Genomic DNA, 20,080 nt, shown 5'->3' on the forward strand with positions numbered 1-20,080 from the left:
ATCTTGTGGGTCCGGCCGCACCTTCAGGGTGCCGCCCCCGACTTCACTGCCAGCCAGACCATGACCCAGACCAGCCACCAGATCCGCCAGGACTTCCTTGAGTTCTTCCGCGCCAAGGGCCACACCATCGTGCCCTCCAGCCCGCTCGTGCCCGGCAACGACCCGACCCTGCTGTTCACCAACGCCGGCATGGTGCAGTTCAAGGACGTGTTCCTGGGCGCCGAGAAGCGCAGCTATTCGCGGGCGGTGTCCTCGCAGCGCTGCGTGCGCGCCGGTGGCAAGCACAACGACCTCGACCAGGTGGGATACACCGCGCGCCACCACACCTTCTTCGAGATGCTGGGCAACTTCAGCTTCGGCGACTACTTCAAGCGCGAGGCCATCACCTGGGCCTGGGAACTGCTGACCGAGGTCTGGAAACTGCCCAAGGACCGGCTGCTCGTCACCATCTACCACACGGACGACGAGGCTTTCGACATCTGGCACAAGGAAGTCGGGCTGCCGGCCGATCGCATCATCCGCATCGGCGACAACAAGGGCGCGCCCTTCGCCAGCGACAACTTCTGGCAAATGGCCGACACCGGGCCCTGCGGGCCGTGCAGCGAAATCTTCTACGACCACGGTCCGCACATCGCCGGCGGTCCCCCGGGCAGCCCGGACGAAGACGGCGACCGCTTCATCGAAATCTGGAACAACGTCTTCATGCAGTTCGACCGCCAGGCCGACGGCACCCTGCTGCCCCTGCCAGCGCCCTGCGTCGACACCGGCATGGGCCTGGAGCGCCTCGCCGCCGTGCTGCAGCACGTGCACAGCAACTACGAAATCGACCTGTTCCAGCACCTGATCAAGGCCGCCGCCGCGTTGACCGGCAAGCAGGACGACCTGGAAAACAAGTCCCTGCGCGTGATCGCCGACCACATCCGCGCCTGCAGCTTCCTGGTCGTGGACGGCGTGCTGCCGTCCAACGAAGGCCGCGGCTATGTGCTCCGCCGCATCATCCGCCGCGCCATCCGCCACTTCTGGAAGCTCGACGGCCTCGCGCCCGAAGGCAAGTTCTGGCGCATGGTGAAGCCCCTTGTCGAGGTCATGGGCGAGGCCTACCCGGAGCTGGCCAAGAAGCAGGCGCTGGTCGAACAGGCGCTCAAGGGCGAAGAGGCTGCGTTCGCGCAGACGCTCGATGCCGGCATGACGCGCCTCCAGGACTACCTGGCCGCGTCCGGGAATCGCATCCGCGGCGAGCAGCTGTTCCAGCTGCACGATACCTATGGCTGTCCGCCCGACCTGATCGCCGACCTGCTGCGCGAAAATGCCGACAAGGGCTGGGCCCTGGCCGACGGTGCCCTGGACGAATACGAGTCGCTGATGGGCCAGCAGCGTGACCGGGCCCGCGCCGCCAGCAAGTTCGCCGGCGGCGTGGTGCTGCCCGCCGAGCTGGTCGCCAGCCTCAAGCCCACCCAGTTCGAGGGTTACGATGCGGTCGACACCGATGGCTGCCGCATCGTCGCGCTGGTGCGCGATGGCAAGCCGGTCCAGCAGATCGCCGCCGGCGACGAGGCCGTGGTGCTGCTCGACCAGACCCCGTTCTACGCGGAATCCGGCGGCCAGGTGGGCGATACCGGCCTGCTGCTCGATTCAGGCGGTGCCCGCTTCGAGGTCGCCGACACGCTGAAGCTGTCGGGGGTCTTCCATGGCCACGTCGGCAAGCTCGCCGCCGGCAGCCTCGCCTGCGGCGACCGCGTTTCCGCCCGGGTCGACCAGGCGCGGCGCCAGGCCATCGTGCTCAACCACTCCGCCACCCACCTGCTGCACGCCGCGCTGCGCCAGGTGCTGGGCGAACACGTCACCCAGAAGGGCTCGCTGGTGGCGCCCGACCGCCTGCGCTTCGACTTCTCGCACTTCCAGGCGATCACGCCGGAGGAACTCGCGCGCATCGAGGCCCTGGTCAATGCCGAGATCCGCGGCAATGCCGAGGCCGAGATCCACCACATGGGCATGCAGGAAGCGATGGATTTCGGTGCCATGGCCCTGTTCGGCGAGAAATACGGCGAGCGCGTGCGCGTTCTGCGCATGGGCGGGTTCTCAACCGAGCTCTGCGGCGGCACCCACGTCAGCCACACCGGCGACATCGGCGTGTTCAAGATACTGAGCGAAGGCGGCGTGGCCGCCGGCGTGCGCCGCATCGAGGCGGTCACGGGCGAAGGCGCGCTGGCCCACATCGCCGAAGAGGAACGCCGCCTGGCGCAGGTCGCCGGCATGCTCGGCGGCAGTCCGCGTGACGTGCTGGACAAGTTGCAGCAACTGCTCGATCGCCAGAAGAAGCTCGAGCGCGAGCTTGAATCGATCAAGGCCAGGGCCGCCGCCGGCGCCACCGCCGACCTGGCCGCGTCCGCCCCGGAGATCGCCGGAGTGAAGGTCATCGCCGCGCGCCTGGAGGGCCTGGACGCCAAGGCCCTGCGCGAGGCGGTGGACCAGCTCAAGTCCCGCCTTGGCGACGCCGTGATCCTGCTGGCCTCGGCCAGCGATGGCAAAGCCTCGCTGGTCGCGGGCGTGCAGGGCGGCGCGCTGGGCAAGGTGAAGGCCGGCGAGCTGCTCGCGCACGTGGCGGGCCGGATCGGCGGCAAGGGCGGCGGCCGGCCGGACATGGCCCAGGGCGGCGGCAGCGACGGGCCGGAGCTCCTGGCGGCGCTGGCCGACGTGCCGGCCTGGGTTGGCGAGCGCCTGGGCGGCTGATCGCCGGATCAGGCGCTTCGTTGCACCACGGGCGGTGCCGAACTATCCTCCGGGACATGCCGCGCGCCGTGCGCGGCCGGGGAACCGCGGGTCAGGCGACAGGCGGGCCGGTGCAAGGACGTATCGGGAGGGAAGGGGATGCTGATACTTACGCGAAGGGTGGGAGAGACCCTGATGATTGGCGACTCGGTCACCGTGACGGTGCTGGGCGTCAAGGGCAACCAGGTGCGCATCGGCATCACCGCGCCCAAGGACGTCGCCGTGCACCGCGAGGAAATCTTCCAGCGCATCCAGAAGGACGACGCCGAAGTGCCTGGCGAGGCCGATCCCGATGCGGGTTTACCAAAGCAGGGCTGAAGGGATATCCTATGCGGCCGGTTTCGCCCGAAAGGCGCTGCCGGTAACCGTTTCCGGAGTGATGCCCGAGTGGCTGAAGGGGCTCCCCTGCTAAGGGAGTATAGGGTCAAAAGCCTTATCGAGGGTTCGAATCCCTCTCACTCCGCCAGGTCTACGGATCGCCGCGATCGCAGCCCGCGATGGCGGCGATTTTTTCGTCCTGGCCACGGATGGCGGCAGGATTTCGCAGCAAAAGTTCTTTACGAAAGTATTGACGCCTTCGCTGCAGTGCCCCATAATTTCGCTTCTGCGCGCCCGTAGCTCAGCTGGATAGAGCACCAGGCTACGAACTTGGTGGTCGGGAGTTCGAATCTCTCCGGGCGCGCCACTATTCGAAACAGGGTGCTTCGGCACCCTTTTTCATCGGACGACGGGGGACAGGGCGCATTGCGCCTGCAACCCCGCCGACCGTAAAGTGAGACTCCTGCGGCGCGCTGGTTCGGGCGTCGGGCTTCACCGCCGGGGTATAGCTCAGCCTGGTAGAGCGCCAGCTTTGGGAGCTGGATGTCGTGGGTTCGAATCCCTCTGCCCCGACCAGGCCGTTTTTCCCCTGCACTGCAACCCGCATGGATGCGGCGTGCACCGGCCGGTATCATCCCGGCAGGCGCCCGTAGCTCAACCGGATAGAGCACCGGCCTTCTAAGCCGGCGGTTGCAGGTTCGAGTCCTGCCGGGCGCGCCAGGTGGGATGGGTGGCGAAGGCAGGGTGGTTTTACATTGGTGGATGTAGCTCAGTTGGTTAGAGCATCGGATTGTGATTCCGAGGGTCGCGGGTTCGAGTCCCGTCTTCCACCCCAGTTCCAGGCACGGCATAATGTGCCGTCGCAGCCGCTTCGGCGGGAAGATAACGGGCCGTTAGCTCAGTTGGTAGAGCAGTTGACTCTTAATCAATAGGTCGTAGGTTCGAATCCTACACGGCCCACCATCTTCCCCAAGAATCGAACCCGCGCGGCGTTGCGAAAGTGGCGAAACTGGTAGACGCGCTGGATTTAGGTTCCAGTGGGGCAACCCGTGAGAGTTCGAGTCTCTCCTTTCGCACCATCCGGCAACGGAGGCGCGGGGACGAACCGAAGCTCCGCGGGTTTTTTCATTTTCGCGCCCACATCAAAGGCGCGTCGCAGGAGTGAACATGCAAGTCTCGCTTGAGAACACCGCCAACCTCGAACGTCGCCTCACCGTCAGCCTGCCGGCCGACCGTCTCGAGGGCGCCGTCGGCAACCGCCTGCGCGAAATCGCGCGCACGGCCAACATCAAGGGCTTCCGCAAGGGCAAGGTCCCGACCAAGGTGATCGAGCAGCGCTTCGGTCCCCAGGTCCGCTCGGAAGCCTATGGCGACCTCGTCCGCGAAAGCCTGGGCGAAGCCATCCGCCAGGAGAAGCTGCAGGTCGCCGGCAACCCGGAGATCAAGGCCGAGCCGGAAGGCGAGGGCGGCGAAATCCGCTACACCGCCACCTTCGAGGTCGTGCCGGAGTTCGGCGAGATCGATCCGGCCAAGCTCGAGATCGAGCGCACCACCGCGGTCATCGAAGAATCCGATATCGACACCATGATCGAGACCCTGCGCCAGCAGCGCCGCAGCTGGGAGCCGGTCGAACGCGCCGCCCAGGCCGGCGACCTGGTCCAGGTCGAGACGTCCGCCACCACCGCCGACGGCCGCGTGCCGGCCGAAGGTGTCGAGCGCGGCGCGACCGTGGTCGGCTCCAACGTCTTGTACCCGGAGCTCGAGCAGCGCCTGGTCGGCATGAAGGCCGGCGACGAGGCCGAGGTCGAGGTCACCTTCCCGGACAACTGGCGCAACGCCGACCTGGCCGGCAAGGCCGCCAAGGTCGCGGTCAAGGCCGTCAAGGTCTCGGCGCCGAAGCTGCCCGAAGTGGACGAAGCTTTCGTCAAGAGCTTTGGCATCAAGAGCGGCAAGCTGGACGTCTTCCGCAAGGAAGTGCGGGCCAACCTCGAGCGCGAGCTCAAGGGCAACCTGATGCAGCGCCTGCGCAGCGAAGTCGCCAGCAAGCTGGTCGCCGCCTACGCCGACGTCGAACTGCCGCCGCGCCTGGTCGAGGCCGAAGCCCGCAGCATGGCTGCCAACGCCCAGCAGCAGGCCCGCCAGCAGGGCCAGGCCAACGCCACGTTCGAAGCCGCCCAGTTCAAGGACGCCGCCCACAAGCGCGTCGCCGCCGGCCTGCTGGTGGGCGAAGTCGCCCGCCAGAACAAGCTCAGCCTCGACAACAAGCGCCTGACCGAAACCCTGCAGCTGATCGCCTCGACCTACGAGGATCCGTCGCAGGTGGTCGAGCTCTACCGCAACGACGCCAACCTGATGTCCGGGCTGCGCAACCGCGTGATGGAAGAGCAGGTGATCGACTGGATCGCCGAGCGCGCCAAGGCCACCGAAAAGAGCGTGAGCTTCACCGAACTGATGCGCCCGGCCGGCTGAGCCGGCCCCCAAGGAGGAATTCCGAATGGATCCGATCAAGGGCTTGAACCTGGTGCCGATGGTGGTCGAACAGACCAGCCGCGGTGAACGCGCCTACGACATCTACTCGCGCCTGCTCAAGGAACGCGTCATCTTCCTGGTCGGCCCGATCGATGACTACATGGCCAACGTGATCGTTGCGCAGCTGCTGTTCCTCGAGGCCGAGAACCCCGAGAAGGACATCAGCCTGTACATCAACTCGCCCGGCGGCGTGGTCACCTCGGGCATGGCGATCTACGACACCATGCAGTTCATCCGACCCGACGTCAGCACCATCTGCGTCGGCCAGGCGGCCTCGATGGGTTCGCTGCTGCTGGCCGCCGGCGCGGCCGGCAAGCGCTACTGCCTGCCCAGCTCCCGGGTCATGATCCACCAGCCGCTGGGCGGCTTCCAGGGCCAGGCCAGCGACATCGAGATCCACACCCGCGAAATCCTGACCATGCGCGACAAGCTCAACCAGATCCTGTCCACGCACACCGGCCAGCCGGTCGAGCGCATCGCCAAGGACACCGACCGCGACAACTTCATGGACGCCGAGGCCGCCAAGGCCTACGGAATGGTCGATGAAGTGCTCGACCGTCGCCCGGACGACTCCATCCAGGCAGGCTGAACACCGCCCCCGACGTGACCTTCACGCCCGCTCCGGTCCCCTCGGGGGCCGGGGCTTGAGTCGCGCCGGCCTGTGATATTCTCGCTCCCGACCCACTCCACCAGGGCCCAGACAGCATGACCGAAGACCGCCAGGGCCGCACCGGCGACAGCAGCAAGATCCTCTACTGCTCCTTCTGCGGCAAGAGCCAGCATGAGGTGCGCAAGCTGATCGCGGGCCCCAGCGTGTTCATCTGCGATGAATGCGTCGAGCTGTGCAACGACATCATCCGCGAGGAACTCGAGGAAAAGGCGCACGCCGCCCGTAGCCACCTTCCCAAGCCGAAGGAAATCCTCGAGGTCCTCGACCAATACGTGATCGGCCAGCAGCGTGCGAAGAAGACGCTGTCGGTGGCCGTCTACAACCACTACAAGCGCATCGAAAGCCGGATCAAGAACGACGACATCGAACTGTCGAAGTCCAACATCCTGCTGGTCGGTCCCACCGGTTCGGGCAAGACCCTGCTGGCCGAGACCCTCGCGCGCCTGCTCAACGTCCCGTTCACCATCGCCGACGCCACCACGCTTACCGAAGCGGGCTACGTCGGCGAGGACGTCGAGAACATCATCCAGAAGCTCCTGCAGAAGTGCGACTACGACGTCGACAAGGCCCAGCAGGGCATCGTCTACATCGACGAAATCGACAAGATCTCGCGCAAGTCCGAGAACCCGTCCATCACCCGCGACGTCTCGGGCGAGGGCGTGCAGCAGGCGCTGCTCAAGCTCATCGAAGGCACCGTGGCTTCGGTGCCGCCGCAGGGCGGCCGCAAGCACCCGCAGCAGGAGTTCCTGCAGGTCGACACCAAGAACATCCTGTTCATCGTCGGCGGCGCCTTCGCCGGCCTCGACAAGCTGATCCAGGCCCGCAGCACCGATTCGGGCGGCATCGGCTTCGGCGCCAAGGTCAAGTCCAGCGAGCGCAAGGCCGAGGTCGGCAAGCTGCTGGCCGACGTCGAGCCCGAGGACCTGGTCAAGTTCGGCCTCATTCCCGAATTCGTCGGCCGCCTGCCGGTGGTCGCCACGCTCGAGGAACTGGACGAAACCGCCCTGGTGAAGATCCTCACCGAGCCCAAGAACGCCATCACCAAGCAGTTCCGCAAGCTGTTCGAGATGGAAGGGGTCGAGCTCGAGGTCCGTCCCGACGCCTTGCTGGCGATCGCGCGCCGGGCGCTCAAGCGCAAGACCGGCGCCCGTGGCCTTCGCACCATCATGGAGTCGGTGCTGCTCGACACGATGTATGAGCTGCCGTCCCTGGAAAACGTCAGCAAGGTCGTGGTGGACGAGTCGGTGATCAACCACCAGACCGAGCCCTACCTGATCTACAGCTCCGAGCCAAAGGCCAGCCCCAAGGCCGCCGCCGCGGACTGAATGGCAGCACGCAAGTCATTGAACCACGGGCCGGTTTTTCCGGCCCGTGTGCGTTTGGGCGGAAAAACTTGCAAGCCGGCCCGGCGGACCCCATAACCTGAGCCTGACCGGGGCACGCCCCCGAGGAGCCTTCACATGCAAGACACCGCCAAGATTCCCCACCAGGTCGACCTTCCCGTGCTGCCGCTGCGCGACGTGGTCGTTTACCCGCACATGGTGATCCCCCTGTTCGTCGGACGGGACCGTTCGATCAAGGCCCTGGACCTGGCCATGGCCGGCGACAAGCAGATCGTGCTGGTCGCCCAGAAAAGCCCGGACACCGACGACCCGGCCGCCGACGACCTGTACTCGGTCGGCACCCTGGCCCAGGTCCTGCAGCTGCTCAAGCTGCCCGACGGCACCATCAAGGTGCTGGTCGAGGGCTCCGGACGCGTCGCGATCAGCGGCTTCGGCGACCGCGAGGGCGCGCTGACCGCCAGGGGCGAGGAAGTCGAATCCGTGCACGAGCGCGACGAGCGCGAGCTCGAGGTGACGCTGCGTTCGCTGATGAGCCTGTTCGAGCAGTACGTCAAGACCAACCGCAAGCTGCCGCCCGAGCTGCTGACCACGCTTTCGGGCATCGACGACCCCAGCCGCCTGGCCGACACCATCTCGGCCCACCTCGGCGCGCGCCTGGCCGACAAGCAGCAGCTGCTCGAAACGCTCGAGGTCGGCCAGCGCCTGGAGATGCTGATCGGGCTGGTGGATGGCGAGATCGACGTGCAGCAGATCGAGAAGCGCATCCGCGGCCGGGTCAAGTCGCAGATGGAAAAGAGCCAGCGCGAGTACTACCTCAACGAGCAGATGAAGGCGATCCAGAAGGAGCTCGGTGAGCTCGACGAGGCGCCCAACGAACTCGAGGAACTGACCAAGAAGGTCGCCAAGGCCGGCATGCCCAAGCCGGTCGAGGCCAAGGCCAAGTCCGAACTCAACAAGCTCAAGCAGATGTCGCCGATGTCGGCCGAAGCCACGGTCGTGCGCAACTACATCGACTGGCTGGTCGGGGTGCCCTGGAAGAAGCGCAGCAAGGTGCGCAAGGACCTCAAGGCGGCGCAGGACGTGCTCGATGCCGACCATTACGGCCTGGAGAAGGTCAAGGAACGCATCCTCGAATACCTGGCGGTGCAGTCGCGGGTGAAGCAGATGCGCGGCCCGATCCTGTGTCTGGTCGGTCCGCCGGGCGTGGGCAAGACGTCGCTCGGCCAGTCCATCGCCAAGGCCACCAACCGCAAGTTCGTGCGCATGTCGCTGGGCGGCGTGCGCGACGAGGCCGAGATCCGCGGCCATCGCCGCACCTACATCGGTTCGATGCCCGGGCGCATCGTCCAGAACCTGAGCAAGGTCGGCAGCAAGAACCCGCTGTTCATGCTCGACGAGCTGGACAAGATGAGCATGGACTTCCGCGGCGATCCGTCCTCGGCCCTGCTCGAGGTGCTGGACCCGGAACAGAACAGCGCCTTCAACGACCACTACCTCGAGGTCGACCTCGACCTGAGCGAGGTGATGTTCGTCGCCACGGCCAACTCGCTCCGCATCCCGGGGCCGCTGCTCGACCGCATGGAGGTCATCCGCATCCCCGGTTACACCGAGGACGAGAAGCTGCACATCGCCGATCGTTACCTGATCCCCAAGCAGCTCAAGGCGAACGGGCTGCAGCCGGCGGAACTGAAGATCAGCGAGAGCGCGGTGCGCGACATCGTGCGCTATTACACGCGCGAGTCGGGCGTGCGAAACCTCGAACGCGAGATCTCCAAGATCTGCCGCAAGGTGGTCAAGGAAATCGCGCTGGCCGGCCCGCGCAAGCCCGGCAAGGCGGGCAAGGCGGCGATGAACGTCACCGCCAAGAACCTGGACAAGTACCTGGGCGTGCAGCGCTTCGATTTCGGCCGGGCCGAGCAGGAAAGCGAAGTCGGCCTGGTCACCGGGCTGGCCTGGACCGAAGTGGGCGGCGACCTGCTGCAGATCGAAGCCACCCTGCTTCCCGGCAAGGGCCAGCTCATCCTCACCGGGCAGCTGGGCGACGTCATGCAGGAGTCGGTGAAGGCCGCCTACAGCGTGGTGCGTTCGCGCACCGAGCGGCTGGGCCTGGACGCCGAATTCCACCAGAAGTTCGATACCCACGTGCACGTGCCCGAGGGCGCCACGCCCAAGGACGGCCCCAGCGCCGGCATCGCCATGGTGACCGCCCTGGTGTCGGTGCTGTCGGGCGTGCCGATCCGCGCCGACCTGGCCATGACCGGCGAGATCACCCTGCGCGGCAGGGTGCTGCCGATCGGTGGGCTCAAGGAAAAGCTGCTGGCTGCGCTGCGCGGCGGCATCCGCACCGTGCTGATCCCCGACGACAACAAGAAGGACCTGGCCGACATTCCCAAGAACGTCACCCAGGGCCTGGAGATCATCCCGGTGAAGTGGATCGAGGAAGTGCTCGACGTCGCCCTGGTGCGCCCCCTGGCGCCCGAGTCGACGCCCGAGCCCACGCCGGAGGCTGCGGAGGGGAAAGAGCCGAAGGACGGCACGGGGGCGCCCCTGCGGCATTGAGTATTTGCACGAAAGAATGGCTGGAAGCCGCGAAATAAAAGGCTTTCGCTTGTTGCGTAGGCAAATTGCCGCTGGTATAAATCTTCTCAACCGCTGCACGGACGAGATTCCGGCCAGTAGCGGTACAGGTGGATCGGGGCGTGCCCAGGCCAAGCCGGGCGCCCCGGTTTTCAAACACGCGGGTTCAACTCGCTCAGGGAGTCAATAATGAACAAAGCCGAATTCACGGGTGCCGTCGCCGACGCCGCCGAGCTGTCCAAGGCCGACGCGGCGCGCGCGGTCGACGCAATGATCGACACCATCAGCAAGGCCCTCAAGAAGGGCGACACGGTGACGCTGGTGGGCTTCGGTACCTTCTCGGTGCGCAAGCGCGCTGCCCGCCAGGGCCGCAACCCCCAGACCGGCGAGACCATCAAGATCAAGGCCTCGAAAAATCCTGCGTTCAAGGCTGGCAAAGCCCTGAAGGATGCTGTAAACTGAGCGTCTTCCTTGGGAAGGGTGCTTAGCTCAGCGGTAGAGCGTCGCCCTTACAAGGCGAGGGTCGGGGGTTCGAAACCCTCAGCACCCACCAGGTAAGTGATACGCGGAGTGGTAGTTCAGTTGGTTAGAATGCTGGCCTGTCACGCCGGAGGTCGCGGGTTCGAGTCCCGTCCACTCCGCCATATCCCCGAGGGCGCCCCAAAAGGGCGCCTTCGTTTTTTCCGGCCCCGGGAAGCCCGGGGTCCCCTTCGGACGGCATAACGCACATGCTCCAGACCATTCGCGACAAGTCCTCTGGCTTCCTTGCATTCACCATCCTGGGCCTGGTCATCATCACGATGGCCTTCTTCGGCGTTGACTCCTATTTTTCGCCCAAGATCGAAACCTATTCGGCCAAGATCGAAGGTCCGGCGAAGTTCTGGATCTGGGGCAAGCAGGTCCGCGAGATCCCGCAGGACCGCTTCCAGCGTCGGTTCGAGCAGGCCCGCCAGGCGGCGCGCGACCGCCAGGGCGAAGGCTTCGATTCGGCCCGCTTCGAAAGCATCGACAGCAAGCGCGAAGTGCTCGACCGGATGATCGACGAAGAGGTCATGGCGATGGTCGCCGAGCGCGATGGCATCGCCATTGGCGAAGGCGAGGTCGCCGCCGAACTCAAGCGCATGGAAGAATTCCAGGTCAACGGCCAGTACAGCGCGGACCAGTACCGCCTGGGGCTGGCCGCCCGCGGCCTGAGCCATGGCCAGTTCATGGCCACCGTCGCCGCCGACATGGCCAGCCGCACCGTGCCCGGCCAAGTGGCCAGCACCGGCCTGGCCACCGACGACGAGCTCGAAGAGGCGCTGACGCTGGCGCGCGAGCAGCGGGACCTCGAACTGATCGACCTGCCGACCCCGGCCGCGCCCGAGGCGCCGACCGAAGAAGCGCTCAAGGCCTGGTACGACAGCCATGGCGAGCGTTACACGCGTCCCGAGCACGTCGCCATCGAATACGTCGAGATCGACGGCGCGACGCTCGACGTGCCCACCGTCGTGGACGAGCAGACGCTGCGCCAGCGCTATCAGGACCAGCGCGGCCGCTACGTCACCGAACCGGTGCGCTCGGCTGCGCACATCCTGGTGTCGGTGTCCGCCGACGCCGACGAAGCCGAGGTCGAGGCTGCGCGCGAACGCGCCCAGGCCCTGGCCGACCAGGCCCGCCAGCCGGGTGCCGACTTCGCCGCGCTGGCGGCCGAGCATTCCGACGACATCGGTTCGAAGGCCGACGGCGGCCTGCTGGGTCCGATCGAGGCCGGACTGTTCGAGGGTCCGTTCCAGGACGCGCTCTTCGGCCTGGAGGAAGTCGGCCAGGTCGCCGACCCCGCGCGCACGCCCGAGGGCTGGCACGTCATCCAGCTGGCCGACCTCACCCCGGGCAGCGAGCGCACGTTCGAAGAGGTGCGCGAGGAAATCGAAGCCGAGTTCCTGGCCACCGAGCGTGACCGCATCTACAGTGACCTGGGCAACCAGCTGATCGAGCGCGTCTACCGCGACCCGACCGCGCTGGCACCGGCGGCCGAAGCCACCGGACTGGAGCTCAAGCGCAGCGCGGTGTTCTCGCGCGACGCCGGCGACGGCATCGCGGCCATGCCCGAGGTTCGCGAGGCGGCCTTCGCCGACCCCCAGCGGGTCGAGCGGCAGGTCAGTGACGCCATCGAAATCGGTCCGAACCACCTGGTGGTGCTGCACGTGGTCGAGGTCGAGCCGGCCGCGCTGATCCCCTTTGAGGAGGTGCGCGAACGCGTGCGCGCCGACCTGGTCGCCGACGCCCTGTCCAAGGCCTCCGAGGCCCAGGCCGAAGCCCTGCTCGAGCGCGCCCTGGCCGGCGAGTCCTTTGCCGACCTGGCCAGCGAAGTCGGCCGCACCGTGGCCGAACTGCCGGGCGTCACCCGCCAGTCGCAGCTGCCGCCGCTGCTGATCGAAGAGGCCTTCCGTCTTTCCGCGCCGGACGAGGACGCTGCCAGCGCCGGCATCGTGCGCCTCGGCGCCGACCGCCACGCCCTGGTGCGGGTCACCGAAGTGCGCGAAGGCGAGCTGGGCGAACTCGATCAAGCCACCCGCGAAGCGCTGCGCCAGCAGCTGGTGCAGGCCCGCGCCACGGTCGAGGCCGAGGCTTACATCCGGGCGCTGCGCCGTCAGTACACCGTGACGGTGGCCGAAGACCGGCTCTGAGCCGCTCTTTGCCAGGACAAGAAAAAGGCCCGGGATTCCCGGGCCTTTTTTGTTGCGCTCATGCTTGCCGTGGCACGCTGATTCAGACGCCTTCGATGCCGGTCATGCCAAGGATGTTGTAGCCCGCGTCGACGTAGGTGACCTCGCCGGTGACGCCCGAGGCCAGGTCCGAACACAGGAACGCCGCGACGTTGCCGACATCCTCGATCGTGACGCTGCGGCGCAGCGGCGCGTATTCCTCGACGTGGCCGAGCATCTTGCGGAAGTTGGCGATGCCGGCCGCGGCCAGGGTCTTGATCGGGCCGGCCGAAATGGCGTTCACGCGGGTGCCCTCGGGGCCCAGGTTCAGGGCGAGGTAGCGCATGTTCGCTTCCAGGCTGGCCTTGGCCACGCCCATGACGTTGTAGTTCACCAGTGCGCGCTGGGCGCCCAGGTAGCTCAGGGTCAGGATGCTGCCGCCGCGGCCCTTCATCATCGGCCGTGCGGCCTTGGCCAGGGCGGCCAGGCTGTAGCTGGACACGTCGTGGGCGATGCGGAAGTTCTCGCGGGTCAGTCCCTGCAGGTACTCGCCCTCGATCGCCTCGCGCGGCGCGAAGCCGACCGAATGCACCAGGATGTCCAGGCCATCCCAGCGCTTGCCCAGGTCGGCGAAGACCTGGTCGATCTGGGCGTCGTCCGAGACGTCCAGGGGCAGCACGATGTCCGAGCCGTTCTCGCGCGCGGCGTCTTCGACGCGCGACTTGAGTTTGTCGTTCTGGTAGGTGAAGGCCAGTTCGGCGCCCTCACGGTGCATGGCCTCGGCGATGCCGGTGGCGATGGAGCGCTGGCTTGCGATACCCACGATCAGGGCACGCTTGCCCGTCAGAAATCCCATGTTCTCCTCCTGTGCCGCCGTGTCGGCGGTGCGAACGCCCTAGTTTCGCCCGGTCCGGGCCATACCGCCAAGCATGGAGCCGGATCAGGGGTCGACCCGGATGTCCTGGCCCACCTGCAGCACCGAACGCCCGTTGAGCCCGTTGAGCCGGTAGAGCTGGCGCAGGCTGACGCCGTACTCCCGCGCAATGCCCGACAGGGTGTCCCCGCTGTCGACCTGGTGGCTGCGTGCATCGGCGGTGCCTGCGGCCGGGGCCGGGGGCAGCGATGTCGCCGCCAGCAGCGTCGCCGGCGTGGCCGGGGCCAGTATTTCCCGCGGTACGCCGTTGACGATGCGCCCACCGCGATAGGCCGGATTGAGCCGCCGCAGCTCGCGGGCATCGGCCACCAGCGCCAGCGCCGCCTGGTCGAGCGACTGGGCCCGTGGCGGCAGCGGCAGCCGCGCCAGCGGCACGAACCGCGCCTCCCGCGGCAGTTCCAGCCCCTGGCGCCCGGGTTCGGCGATCAGGCAGGCCAGGGCACGCAGCTTCGCGACGTAGTCGTAGGTGATGCGCGATAGCCCCTGCGGCAGCTTTCGCTCGCCGGACGCGTCGCGGTGGCCGTTGGAACGGAAGGCGCGTTCTATCCGGTATTCGCCGGCGTTGTAGGCCATCACCGCCGCACGCCAGTCGCCATCGAAACGTGCCGACAGCACGGCTAGGTAGTCCAGGGCGGCGTCGGTGGACGCGACCGGCGACAGCCGGCCGTCGTAGCCGGACTGGATCCGGATGCCGTGGTTGCGCGCGGTGCTGGCGATCATCTGCCACATGCCGGCCGGACCGCCGGGGCCGATGGCCTGGGGGCGATACCAGCTTTCGACGATCGGTATCAGCACGAACTCGGCCGGCAGGCCGCGTTCGTCTACCTCGGCGGCGACATAGGCCATCAGCGGCAGGATTTCCTCGAGGTGCCGCGCGAAGGACGCCGGATGACCCGCGTAGCGCTTGCGCCAGCCCTTGTTGGCGTCGCCCTTGATGCAGACCGGGGACTGGAAGCGCGACGCCAGGTGGTCGAAGAGCTCGGCACCGGTGTCGATGGGATCGGGCGTGAGCTCGGGTTCCGGCGCGGCCGGTGCCTCGTCGGCGCGCACCGCGACCGGGGCGGAGGGTTTGGCCGCAGGTTCAGTCGCTGGCGTCGCCGCCGAACCGCGGGCGTCCGGCGCCGGCGGCGTGGTTTTCACCGGCAGCTGGCAGGCGGCCAGCAACAGCGCCGGCAGCAGCACCACGGCATGGCGCTTCATCCGGCGAACCCGTCCTTCCAGTCCCGCAGCGTCGCGAACACCTCCAGGCGGTCGCGGGGCGGCCGGCCCAGGCGCCGGGCGACGGTGTCGCGCACCGCGGCCGTATCGGTGCGCAGGAAGGGATTGCAGTCGCGTTCGCTGGCCAGGCTGACCGGCAGGCTGGGCTCGCCACGCGCGCGTGCCGCCCGCACCGCGTCCAGGCGCCTGGCGCATTCCGCGTTGCCCGGATCGGCGACCTGGGCGAAGCGGCCATTGGCCTGGGTGTATTCGTGGCCGCAACAGACCCGGGTGTCACCGGGCAGGGCTGCCAGCCGGTCGAGCGATTCGAGCATCTGTTCCGGGCTGCCTTCGAACAGCCGGCCGCAGCCGAGGCTGAACAGGGTGTCGCCGCTGAACAGCAGGCCGGCGCCGTGGAAGGCGATATGGCTGCGGGTGTGGCCGGGCACCGCGATGACGTCGAAACAAACGCCGAGCGCCGGCACCTCGACCCGGTCGCCGTCGCCGACGCGGAGGGCCGCGGCCGGGACCCGTGAATCGTCCGGTCCGTAGCAGGCCACGGGGAACGCCTCCAGGAGGGCCTGGACGCCACCGACGTGGTCGGCGTGGTGGTGGGTCAGCAGCACCGCCACCGGCCGCAGGCCGCGCGAGGCGGCCGCCAGCACGGGTGCGGCGTCACCGGGGTCGACCACGATGCAATCACCGCCGCCGCCAGCGAGCAGCCAGATGTAGTTGTCCTGGAAAGCCGGCAGCGGGATCAGCTCCAGCGGCGCAGCCGGGTTTGCAATCGACTCTGGCAAGCGGGGTGACCTGAACGGCGTGAATGACGCAGAATCGGAACATGCCCGCGGCCGCCTCCCCCCGTCAACCCGAATCCGGCGCAGAAGACTGGTTCAGCCGGGAGGCGGGGCTGGGGCTTGTGCACCAGGTACAGCGCGAGGCCACCCCGGAACTCACCCGGGTGTTCGGACACAGCGGCCTTTACCTGCGCCCCTGTCGTGCCTTGCCCGAGGTCCTGTCGGGCAACATGCTGGCCCAGGTCCTGAGCCTGCACCGGGCGGGAGACCGCTTCGGCGGCGACCTCGACTGCCGCGACGACGCCTTGCCGCTGGCCACCGGGAGCCTGTCGCTGGTCTATGCGCTGTGCGTATTCGAAACCTCACCCGAGCCCGAGGTCCTGGTCCGCGAGATCGCCCGGGTGCTCAAGCCCGGCGGCGTCGCCTTGCTGGCCAGCCTCAACCCCTGGGGCCTGGCACGCCTGCGCTGGGCCTTCAGCGGGCTGCGTGGCATCGACCCGGTCTGGCTCGGCCAGCAGGTCGTCGACCAGGGCCTGGAGATCGAACGCCAGCACTGGATCGGCCCGATCTGGGCCCCGGCCGCCGGACTCGAATTGCGTGAACCCCTTCGCCAGGGGCTGTTCGCCGGCCTGCGCGCCGCGCACCTGCTGGTGGCCAGGCGGCGCGAACCGGGCCTGACCCCGCTGCGCGCCGGAACCCCGACCATGGCCCTGCGGCCTGGCATGACTGTTGGATGAACCTGAATTGAGCAAGAAGTCCGTTGAAATCCACACCGATGGCGCCTGCCTCGGCAATCCAGGGCCGGGCGGCTGGGCCGCGCTGCTGCGCCATGAAGGCCGGGAGCGCGAACTCGCGGGCGGCGAACGCGAAACCACGAACAACCGCATGGAGCTGATGGCGGCCATCATGGCGCTCGAAGCGCTCAAGGCGCCCTGCGACGTCGAACTCTCCACCGACTCCCAGTACGTGCAGAAGGGCATCGGCGAATGGCTGCCCAACTGGATCCGTCGCGGCTGGAAGACCGCCGCCGGGCAACCGGTCAAGAACCAGGACCTGTGGGTGCGCCTGCACGATGCCAGCAAGCCGCACACGGTGGCCTGGAAGTGGGTCAAGGGCCACGCCGGCCACGTCGAGAACGAACGCGTCGACCGCCTGGCGCGCGCCGAAGCCGAAAAGTTCAGGAGCTGACCCATGCGCCAGATCGTCCTGGATACCGAAACCACCGGCCTGTCCTGGGAAAAGGGCAACCGCATCGTCGAAATCGGCTGCATCGAGCTGGTCGAGCGCCGGCCCACCGGCCGCCACTTCCATCGCTACTTCAACCCGGGCCGCGAAATGGAGCCCGGCGCGCAGGAAGTCACCGGGCTGACCCTGGATTTCCTGCGCGACAAACCGCGCTTTGAAAGCGCGGTCGACGAATTGATCGAATTCATCCGCGGCGCCGAGCTGATCATCCACAACGCCAGCTTCGACGTTGGCTTCCTCGACTACGAACTGTCGCTGGCCGGTCGCCAGCATGGCCGCGTCAGCGACCACGCCAGCGTGCTCGACACCCTGGCGATGGCGCGCGAACGCTACCCGGGGCAGCGCAATTCACTCGACGCCCTGTGCCGGCGCCTCGGCGTCGACAACGGCCATCGCAAGCTGCATGGCGCGCTGCTAGACGCCGAGCTGTTGGCCGAGGTCTACCTGGGCATGACCTCGGGCCAGGGCGACCTGGGCCTGGCTGCCAGCGGCGAGCCGGAAGCCGCCGCCGCCGCGGCGACGGCGGCCCGCCTGGCCGGCACGTCGACGGCCCGGGTGGTGCGCCGCGCCAGCGCCGCCGAAGAGGCCGCGCACGCCGAACGGCTGGCGAAGATCGCCAAACGGGCCGGCAAGTTACTCTGGCCGGGGGCCGGGACCAGCGCCTGATCCCGTTGTTCCATACTCTCCATGGCTGTTGCCTGCGAGGTCGCCTTGAACTCCACCGTGCTGCTCACCTCGGTCGACATCAACATCCCCGGTTACCGCATCCTGCGGCCGATCGGCGAGGGTGGCATGGCTTCGGTCTTCCTGGCCGTGCAGGAATCGCTGGACCGCGAAGTGGCCCTGAAGGTGATGTCCCCGGCGCTGGCGGCCAATGCCGAATTCGCGCACCGCTTCCTGGTCGAAGGCAAGATCACCGCCAAGCTGCAGCACCCGAACCTGGTGACGGTGCATGACATCGGCAACCACGGGAACGTCTACTACCTCGCGGCCGAGTACATCCCGGGCGGAACGCTCAAGGACCGGATCGAGGAAGGCGGGCTGAGCATCGGCCAGATACTCGACATCACCGCCGACATCGCCCAAGGCCTGGATTTCGCCCACCAGAAGGGCTTCGTGCACCGCGACGTCAAGCCGGGCAACATCCTGTTCCGCAACGACGGGCGGGTCGTCCTGGCCGACTTCGGCATCGCCAAGGCGATGGACGGGTCCAACAGCTCGACGGTCGCCGGCACCTCGATCGGCACCCCCGACTACATGAGCCCGGAGCAGGCGCGCGGCGAACCGGTGGACGGCCGCGCCGACCTCTACAGCCTGGGCGCGGTGCTGTTTGAAATGCTGGCCGGCGCACCGCCGTACCAGGCCAGCGACGCTTTCACCGTGGCCCTGATGCATGTCAGCCACCCGGTGCCGGAACTGCCCGACGAACACGCCTGGCTGCAGCCGCTGGTGCAGGGGCTGATGGCCAAGGAGCCGGGGCAGCGCTTCAACACCGGTGCGGCGTTCGTCGAAGCCATGCACAAGTGCGTGGCCGATGCGCCGCAGGGGGCGGTGGCGGTGGCGACACGCTCGCGCAGGGCCGGCGGCGACCGGATCGCCGGCGCCACCCAGCAGCGCACCCGCATCAGTGCCGGCGAGACCTCCGCACGCCCGGCCTGGCTGTTGCCGGTGGCCGGCCTGGCCGGCGCCTTCGTGCTGGCCGTGCTGGCCTGGTGGCTGCTGTCGCCCCCGGCGGCCGATTCCCCGGCGCAGTCTTCGGTGGTGCAGGTGCCGGCGAACACGCCATCCGAGGCCTCCGGCCCGCTGCCTGAAGGCTTCAGCCTGCCAACACCCATCGACGCGCCGGCCGACGACCAGCTTGCGCGCTTGCTCAACGCCGGTGATGCGCTCTATGAAAACGCCACCGGGCCCGAAATCCGGGAGCGGGGCCGCAAGCTCGATTACCCGCCGGAGGACAGCGCGCTGGGCTACTACCGCCAGGTGCTGGCGCTGGATCCGGAAAACGCCCGAGCCAGGGCCGGCGTGGCGAAAATCGTGGCGTTCTATCGTCGCGTTTCCTACGAAGCCTGCGACCGCGGCCGTTGGGTCCCGTGCCAGCTGTTCGTCAGCAAGGGGCAGGCGATCGATCCGGACGATCCCTACCTCAAGCAGCTCCAGGATGCCGCCATCGCCGGCATCAACGGCGAGAACCCCGTCCTGCCTGATCCGCCGGCGGGCTGAGGCCGGTCAGCGCCGACGCAGCAGGATGACGGTCACGTTATCCGAGCCGCCGCCGTCGAGCGCCGCCGATACCAGGTGGTCGACGCATTCCTGCGCGGAAAGGTCGGTTCGCGAGAGCAGGGTCCCGATGCTGGCGTCGTCGACTTCCTCGGTCAGGCCGTCGCTGCACAGCAGCAGCTGCTGCCCGGCCCGGAGTTCGCCCGACAGGGTTTCGACCTTCAGGCTCTGCGGGTCGGTGACGCCCAGGGCCTGGGTGACCACGTTGCGATGCGGATGCACGCGGGCCTGTTCGGCGGTGATCGCGCCCTGGTCGATCAGCTCCTGCACGTAGCTGTGGTCGGCCGAAAGCTGGCGCAGCTGGCCGTTCCACAGATAGGCGCGGCTGTCACCGACCCAGGCCAGTTCGAACCGGTTTTCGGCAATGCGCAGCGCGACCATGGTCGTGCCCATGGGCAGGCTTTCGGCGCGCTGCTTGCTATGCCGGATGATGTCCTCGTCGGCACGACGGATCGCTTCGACCAGGGGGCGCCCGGCACGGACCTCGCGCACCACGGCGTCGCGGGCCAGGGCGCTGGCGACTTCGCCGAACTCGTGGCCCCCCATGCCGTCGGCCACCAGCCACAGTCCCAGCTCGGCGTCGCCGTAGTAGGTGTCTTCGTTGTGCTCGCGCCGCAGGCCGACGTGGCTCAGGTGGCCGAACTCGATCATGCGGGTCGCCCGTTGTTTGCCGGGGTGGCGGATGCTTCCATCCACCCCATGATGCGTTCGCCCTGCGCCAGGCTGCAAGCCGTCAC

At 67.8% G+C, this 20,080-nt stretch carries 16 protein-coding genes and 9 tRNA genes; 21 read left to right on the top strand and 4 right to left on the bottom strand.

Going from position 1 to position 20,080, the window contains the following annotated elements; all coding sequences use genetic code 11:
* Window positions 1-60: 60 nt before the first annotated feature.
* From alaS to N788_RS13540, 17 genes are all read left to right on the top strand, one after another.
* A complete protein-coding gene (gene alaS / locus N788_RS13460) occupies window positions 61-2,730 on the top strand; it encodes an alanine--tRNA ligase (RefSeq protein WP_034226065.1) in 2,670 nt (889 codons plus the stop codon).
* A gap of 138 nt (window positions 2,731-2,868) precedes the next feature.
* Window positions 2,869-3,087 (top strand): carbon storage regulator CsrA, encoded by a 219-nt coding sequence (csrA, locus tag N788_RS13465; RefSeq protein ID WP_034226068.1) that lies wholly within the window; start codon window positions 2,869-2,871, stop codon window positions 3,085-3,087.
* A 55-nt stretch (window positions 3,088-3,142) separates the two neighbouring features.
* Window positions 3,143-3,235 (top strand) — tRNA-Ser (locus N788_RS13470).
* A gap of 142 nt (window positions 3,236-3,377) precedes the next feature.
* Window positions 3,378-3,454 (top strand) — tRNA-Arg (locus N788_RS13475).
* Between the two features lie 132 nt (window positions 3,455-3,586).
* Window positions 3,587-3,663 (top strand) — tRNA-Pro (locus tag N788_RS13480).
* A gap of 67 nt (window positions 3,664-3,730) precedes the next feature.
* Window positions 3,731-3,807 (top strand) — tRNA-Arg (locus N788_RS13485).
* A 38-nt stretch (window positions 3,808-3,845) separates the two neighbouring features.
* A tRNA-His gene (locus N788_RS13490) sits at window positions 3,846-3,922 on the top strand.
* Window positions 3,923-3,974: 52 nt separating this feature from the next.
* A tRNA-Lys gene (locus N788_RS13495) sits at window positions 3,975-4,050 on the top strand.
* A 31-nt stretch (window positions 4,051-4,081) separates the two neighbouring features.
* Window positions 4,082-4,166 (top strand) — tRNA-Leu (locus N788_RS13500).
* Window positions 4,167-4,254: 88 nt separating this feature from the next.
* Window positions 4,255-5,556, top strand: coding sequence for a trigger factor (gene tig / locus N788_RS13505; protein WP_034226146.1), 1,302 nt, complete (start codon window positions 4,255-4,257; stop codon window positions 5,554-5,556).
* A gap of 25 nt (window positions 5,557-5,581) precedes the next feature.
* The gene (gene clpP / locus N788_RS13510) at window positions 5,582-6,205 is read left to right on the top strand and encodes an ATP-dependent Clp endopeptidase proteolytic subunit ClpP (RefSeq protein ID WP_034226071.1); all 624 of its coding nucleotides are present in this window, start codon (window positions 5,582-5,584) and stop codon (window positions 6,203-6,205) included.
* A gap of 116 nt (window positions 6,206-6,321) precedes the next feature.
* Complete coding sequence (gene clpX, locus N788_RS13515) at window positions 6,322-7,611, top strand: ATP-dependent Clp protease ATP-binding subunit ClpX (protein WP_034226074.1); 1,290 nt, start codon at window positions 6,322-6,324, stop codon at window positions 7,609-7,611.
* 135 nt (window positions 7,612-7,746) lie between these two features.
* Window positions 7,747-10,188 (top strand): endopeptidase La, encoded by a 2,442-nt coding sequence (lon, locus tag N788_RS13520; protein WP_034226076.1) that lies wholly within the window; start codon window positions 7,747-7,749, stop codon window positions 10,186-10,188.
* Window positions 10,189-10,395: 207 nt separating this feature from the next.
* On the top strand, window positions 10,396-10,668 hold the full coding sequence (locus tag N788_RS13525; RefSeq protein WP_034226079.1) for an HU family DNA-binding protein: 273 nt from the start codon (window positions 10,396-10,398) through the stop codon (window positions 10,666-10,668).
* Between the two features lie 16 nt (window positions 10,669-10,684).
* A tRNA-Val gene (locus tag N788_RS13530) sits at window positions 10,685-10,759 on the top strand.
* 14 nt (window positions 10,760-10,773) lie between these two features.
* A tRNA-Asp gene (locus N788_RS13535) sits at window positions 10,774-10,850 on the top strand.
* An 84-nt stretch (window positions 10,851-10,934) separates the two neighbouring features.
* Window positions 10,935-12,875 carry a peptidyl-prolyl cis-trans isomerase gene (locus N788_RS13540; RefSeq protein ID WP_034226081.1) on the top strand — a complete coding sequence of 647 codons (1,941 nt, stop codon included), beginning with the start codon at window positions 10,935-10,937 and terminating at the stop codon, window positions 12,873-12,875.
* 82 nt (window positions 12,876-12,957) lie between these two features.
* Here N788_RS13540 and N788_RS13545 read toward each other — a convergent pair whose 3' ends face one another.
* From N788_RS13545 to gloB, 3 genes are all read right to left on the bottom strand, one after another.
* Window positions 12,958-13,749, bottom strand: a complete 792-nt coding sequence (locus N788_RS13545) for an enoyl-ACP reductase FabI (RefSeq protein ID WP_034226083.1) — start codon at window positions 13,747-13,749, stop codon at window positions 12,958-12,960.
* Between the two features lie 84 nt (window positions 13,750-13,833).
* Window positions 13,834-15,027 carry a transglycosylase SLT domain-containing protein gene (locus N788_RS13550; protein ID WP_051924673.1) on the bottom strand — a complete coding sequence of 398 codons (1,194 nt, stop codon included), beginning with the start codon at window positions 15,025-15,027 and terminating at the stop codon, window positions 13,834-13,836.
* Window positions 15,024-15,791 carry a hydroxyacylglutathione hydrolase gene (gloB, locus tag N788_RS13555; protein ID WP_034226150.1) on the bottom strand — a complete coding sequence of 256 codons (768 nt, stop codon included), beginning with the start codon at window positions 15,789-15,791 and terminating at the stop codon, window positions 15,024-15,026. Before gloB ends, N788_RS13550 begins: the two co-directional genes overlap by 4 nt.
* A gap of 152 nt (window positions 15,792-15,943) precedes the next feature.
* Here gloB and N788_RS13560 point away from each other — a divergent pair, with 152 nt between their 5' ends.
* The 4 genes from N788_RS13560 to N788_RS13575 are packed head-to-tail and all read left to right on the top strand — an operon-like array spanning window position 15,944 to window position 19,286.
* Window positions 15,944-16,558 (top strand): methyltransferase domain-containing protein, encoded by a 615-nt coding sequence (locus N788_RS13560; RefSeq protein ID WP_034226085.1) that lies wholly within the window; start codon window positions 15,944-15,946, stop codon window positions 16,556-16,558.
* A gap of 7 nt (window positions 16,559-16,565) precedes the next feature.
* Window positions 16,566-17,009 (top strand): ribonuclease HI, encoded by a 444-nt coding sequence (gene rnhA / locus N788_RS13565; protein ID WP_034226087.1) that lies wholly within the window; start codon window positions 16,566-16,568, stop codon window positions 17,007-17,009.
* Between the two features lie 3 nt (window positions 17,010-17,012).
* Window positions 17,013-17,732, top strand: a complete 720-nt coding sequence (dnaQ, locus tag N788_RS13570; RefSeq protein ID WP_034226089.1) for a DNA polymerase III subunit epsilon — start codon at window positions 17,013-17,015, stop codon at window positions 17,730-17,732.
* Window positions 17,733-17,753: 21 nt separating this feature from the next.
* On the top strand, window positions 17,754-19,286 hold the full coding sequence (locus N788_RS13575; RefSeq protein ID WP_084696063.1) for a serine/threonine-protein kinase: 1,533 nt from the start codon (window positions 17,754-17,756) through the stop codon (window positions 19,284-19,286).
* A gap of 6 nt (window positions 19,287-19,292) precedes the next feature.
* On the opposite strand, the gene N788_RS13580 is transcribed toward N788_RS13575, so the two are convergent.
* Window positions 19,293-19,994, bottom strand: coding sequence for a PP2C family protein-serine/threonine phosphatase (locus N788_RS13580; protein ID WP_034226090.1), 702 nt, complete (start codon window positions 19,992-19,994; stop codon window positions 19,293-19,295).
* Window positions 19,995-20,080 lie beyond the last annotated feature (86 nt).

Source organism: Arenimonas donghaensis DSM 18148 = HO3-R19 (assembly GCF_000743535.1).
Classification (GTDB): domain Bacteria; phylum Pseudomonadota; class Gammaproteobacteria; order Xanthomonadales; family Xanthomonadaceae; genus Arenimonas; species Arenimonas donghaensis.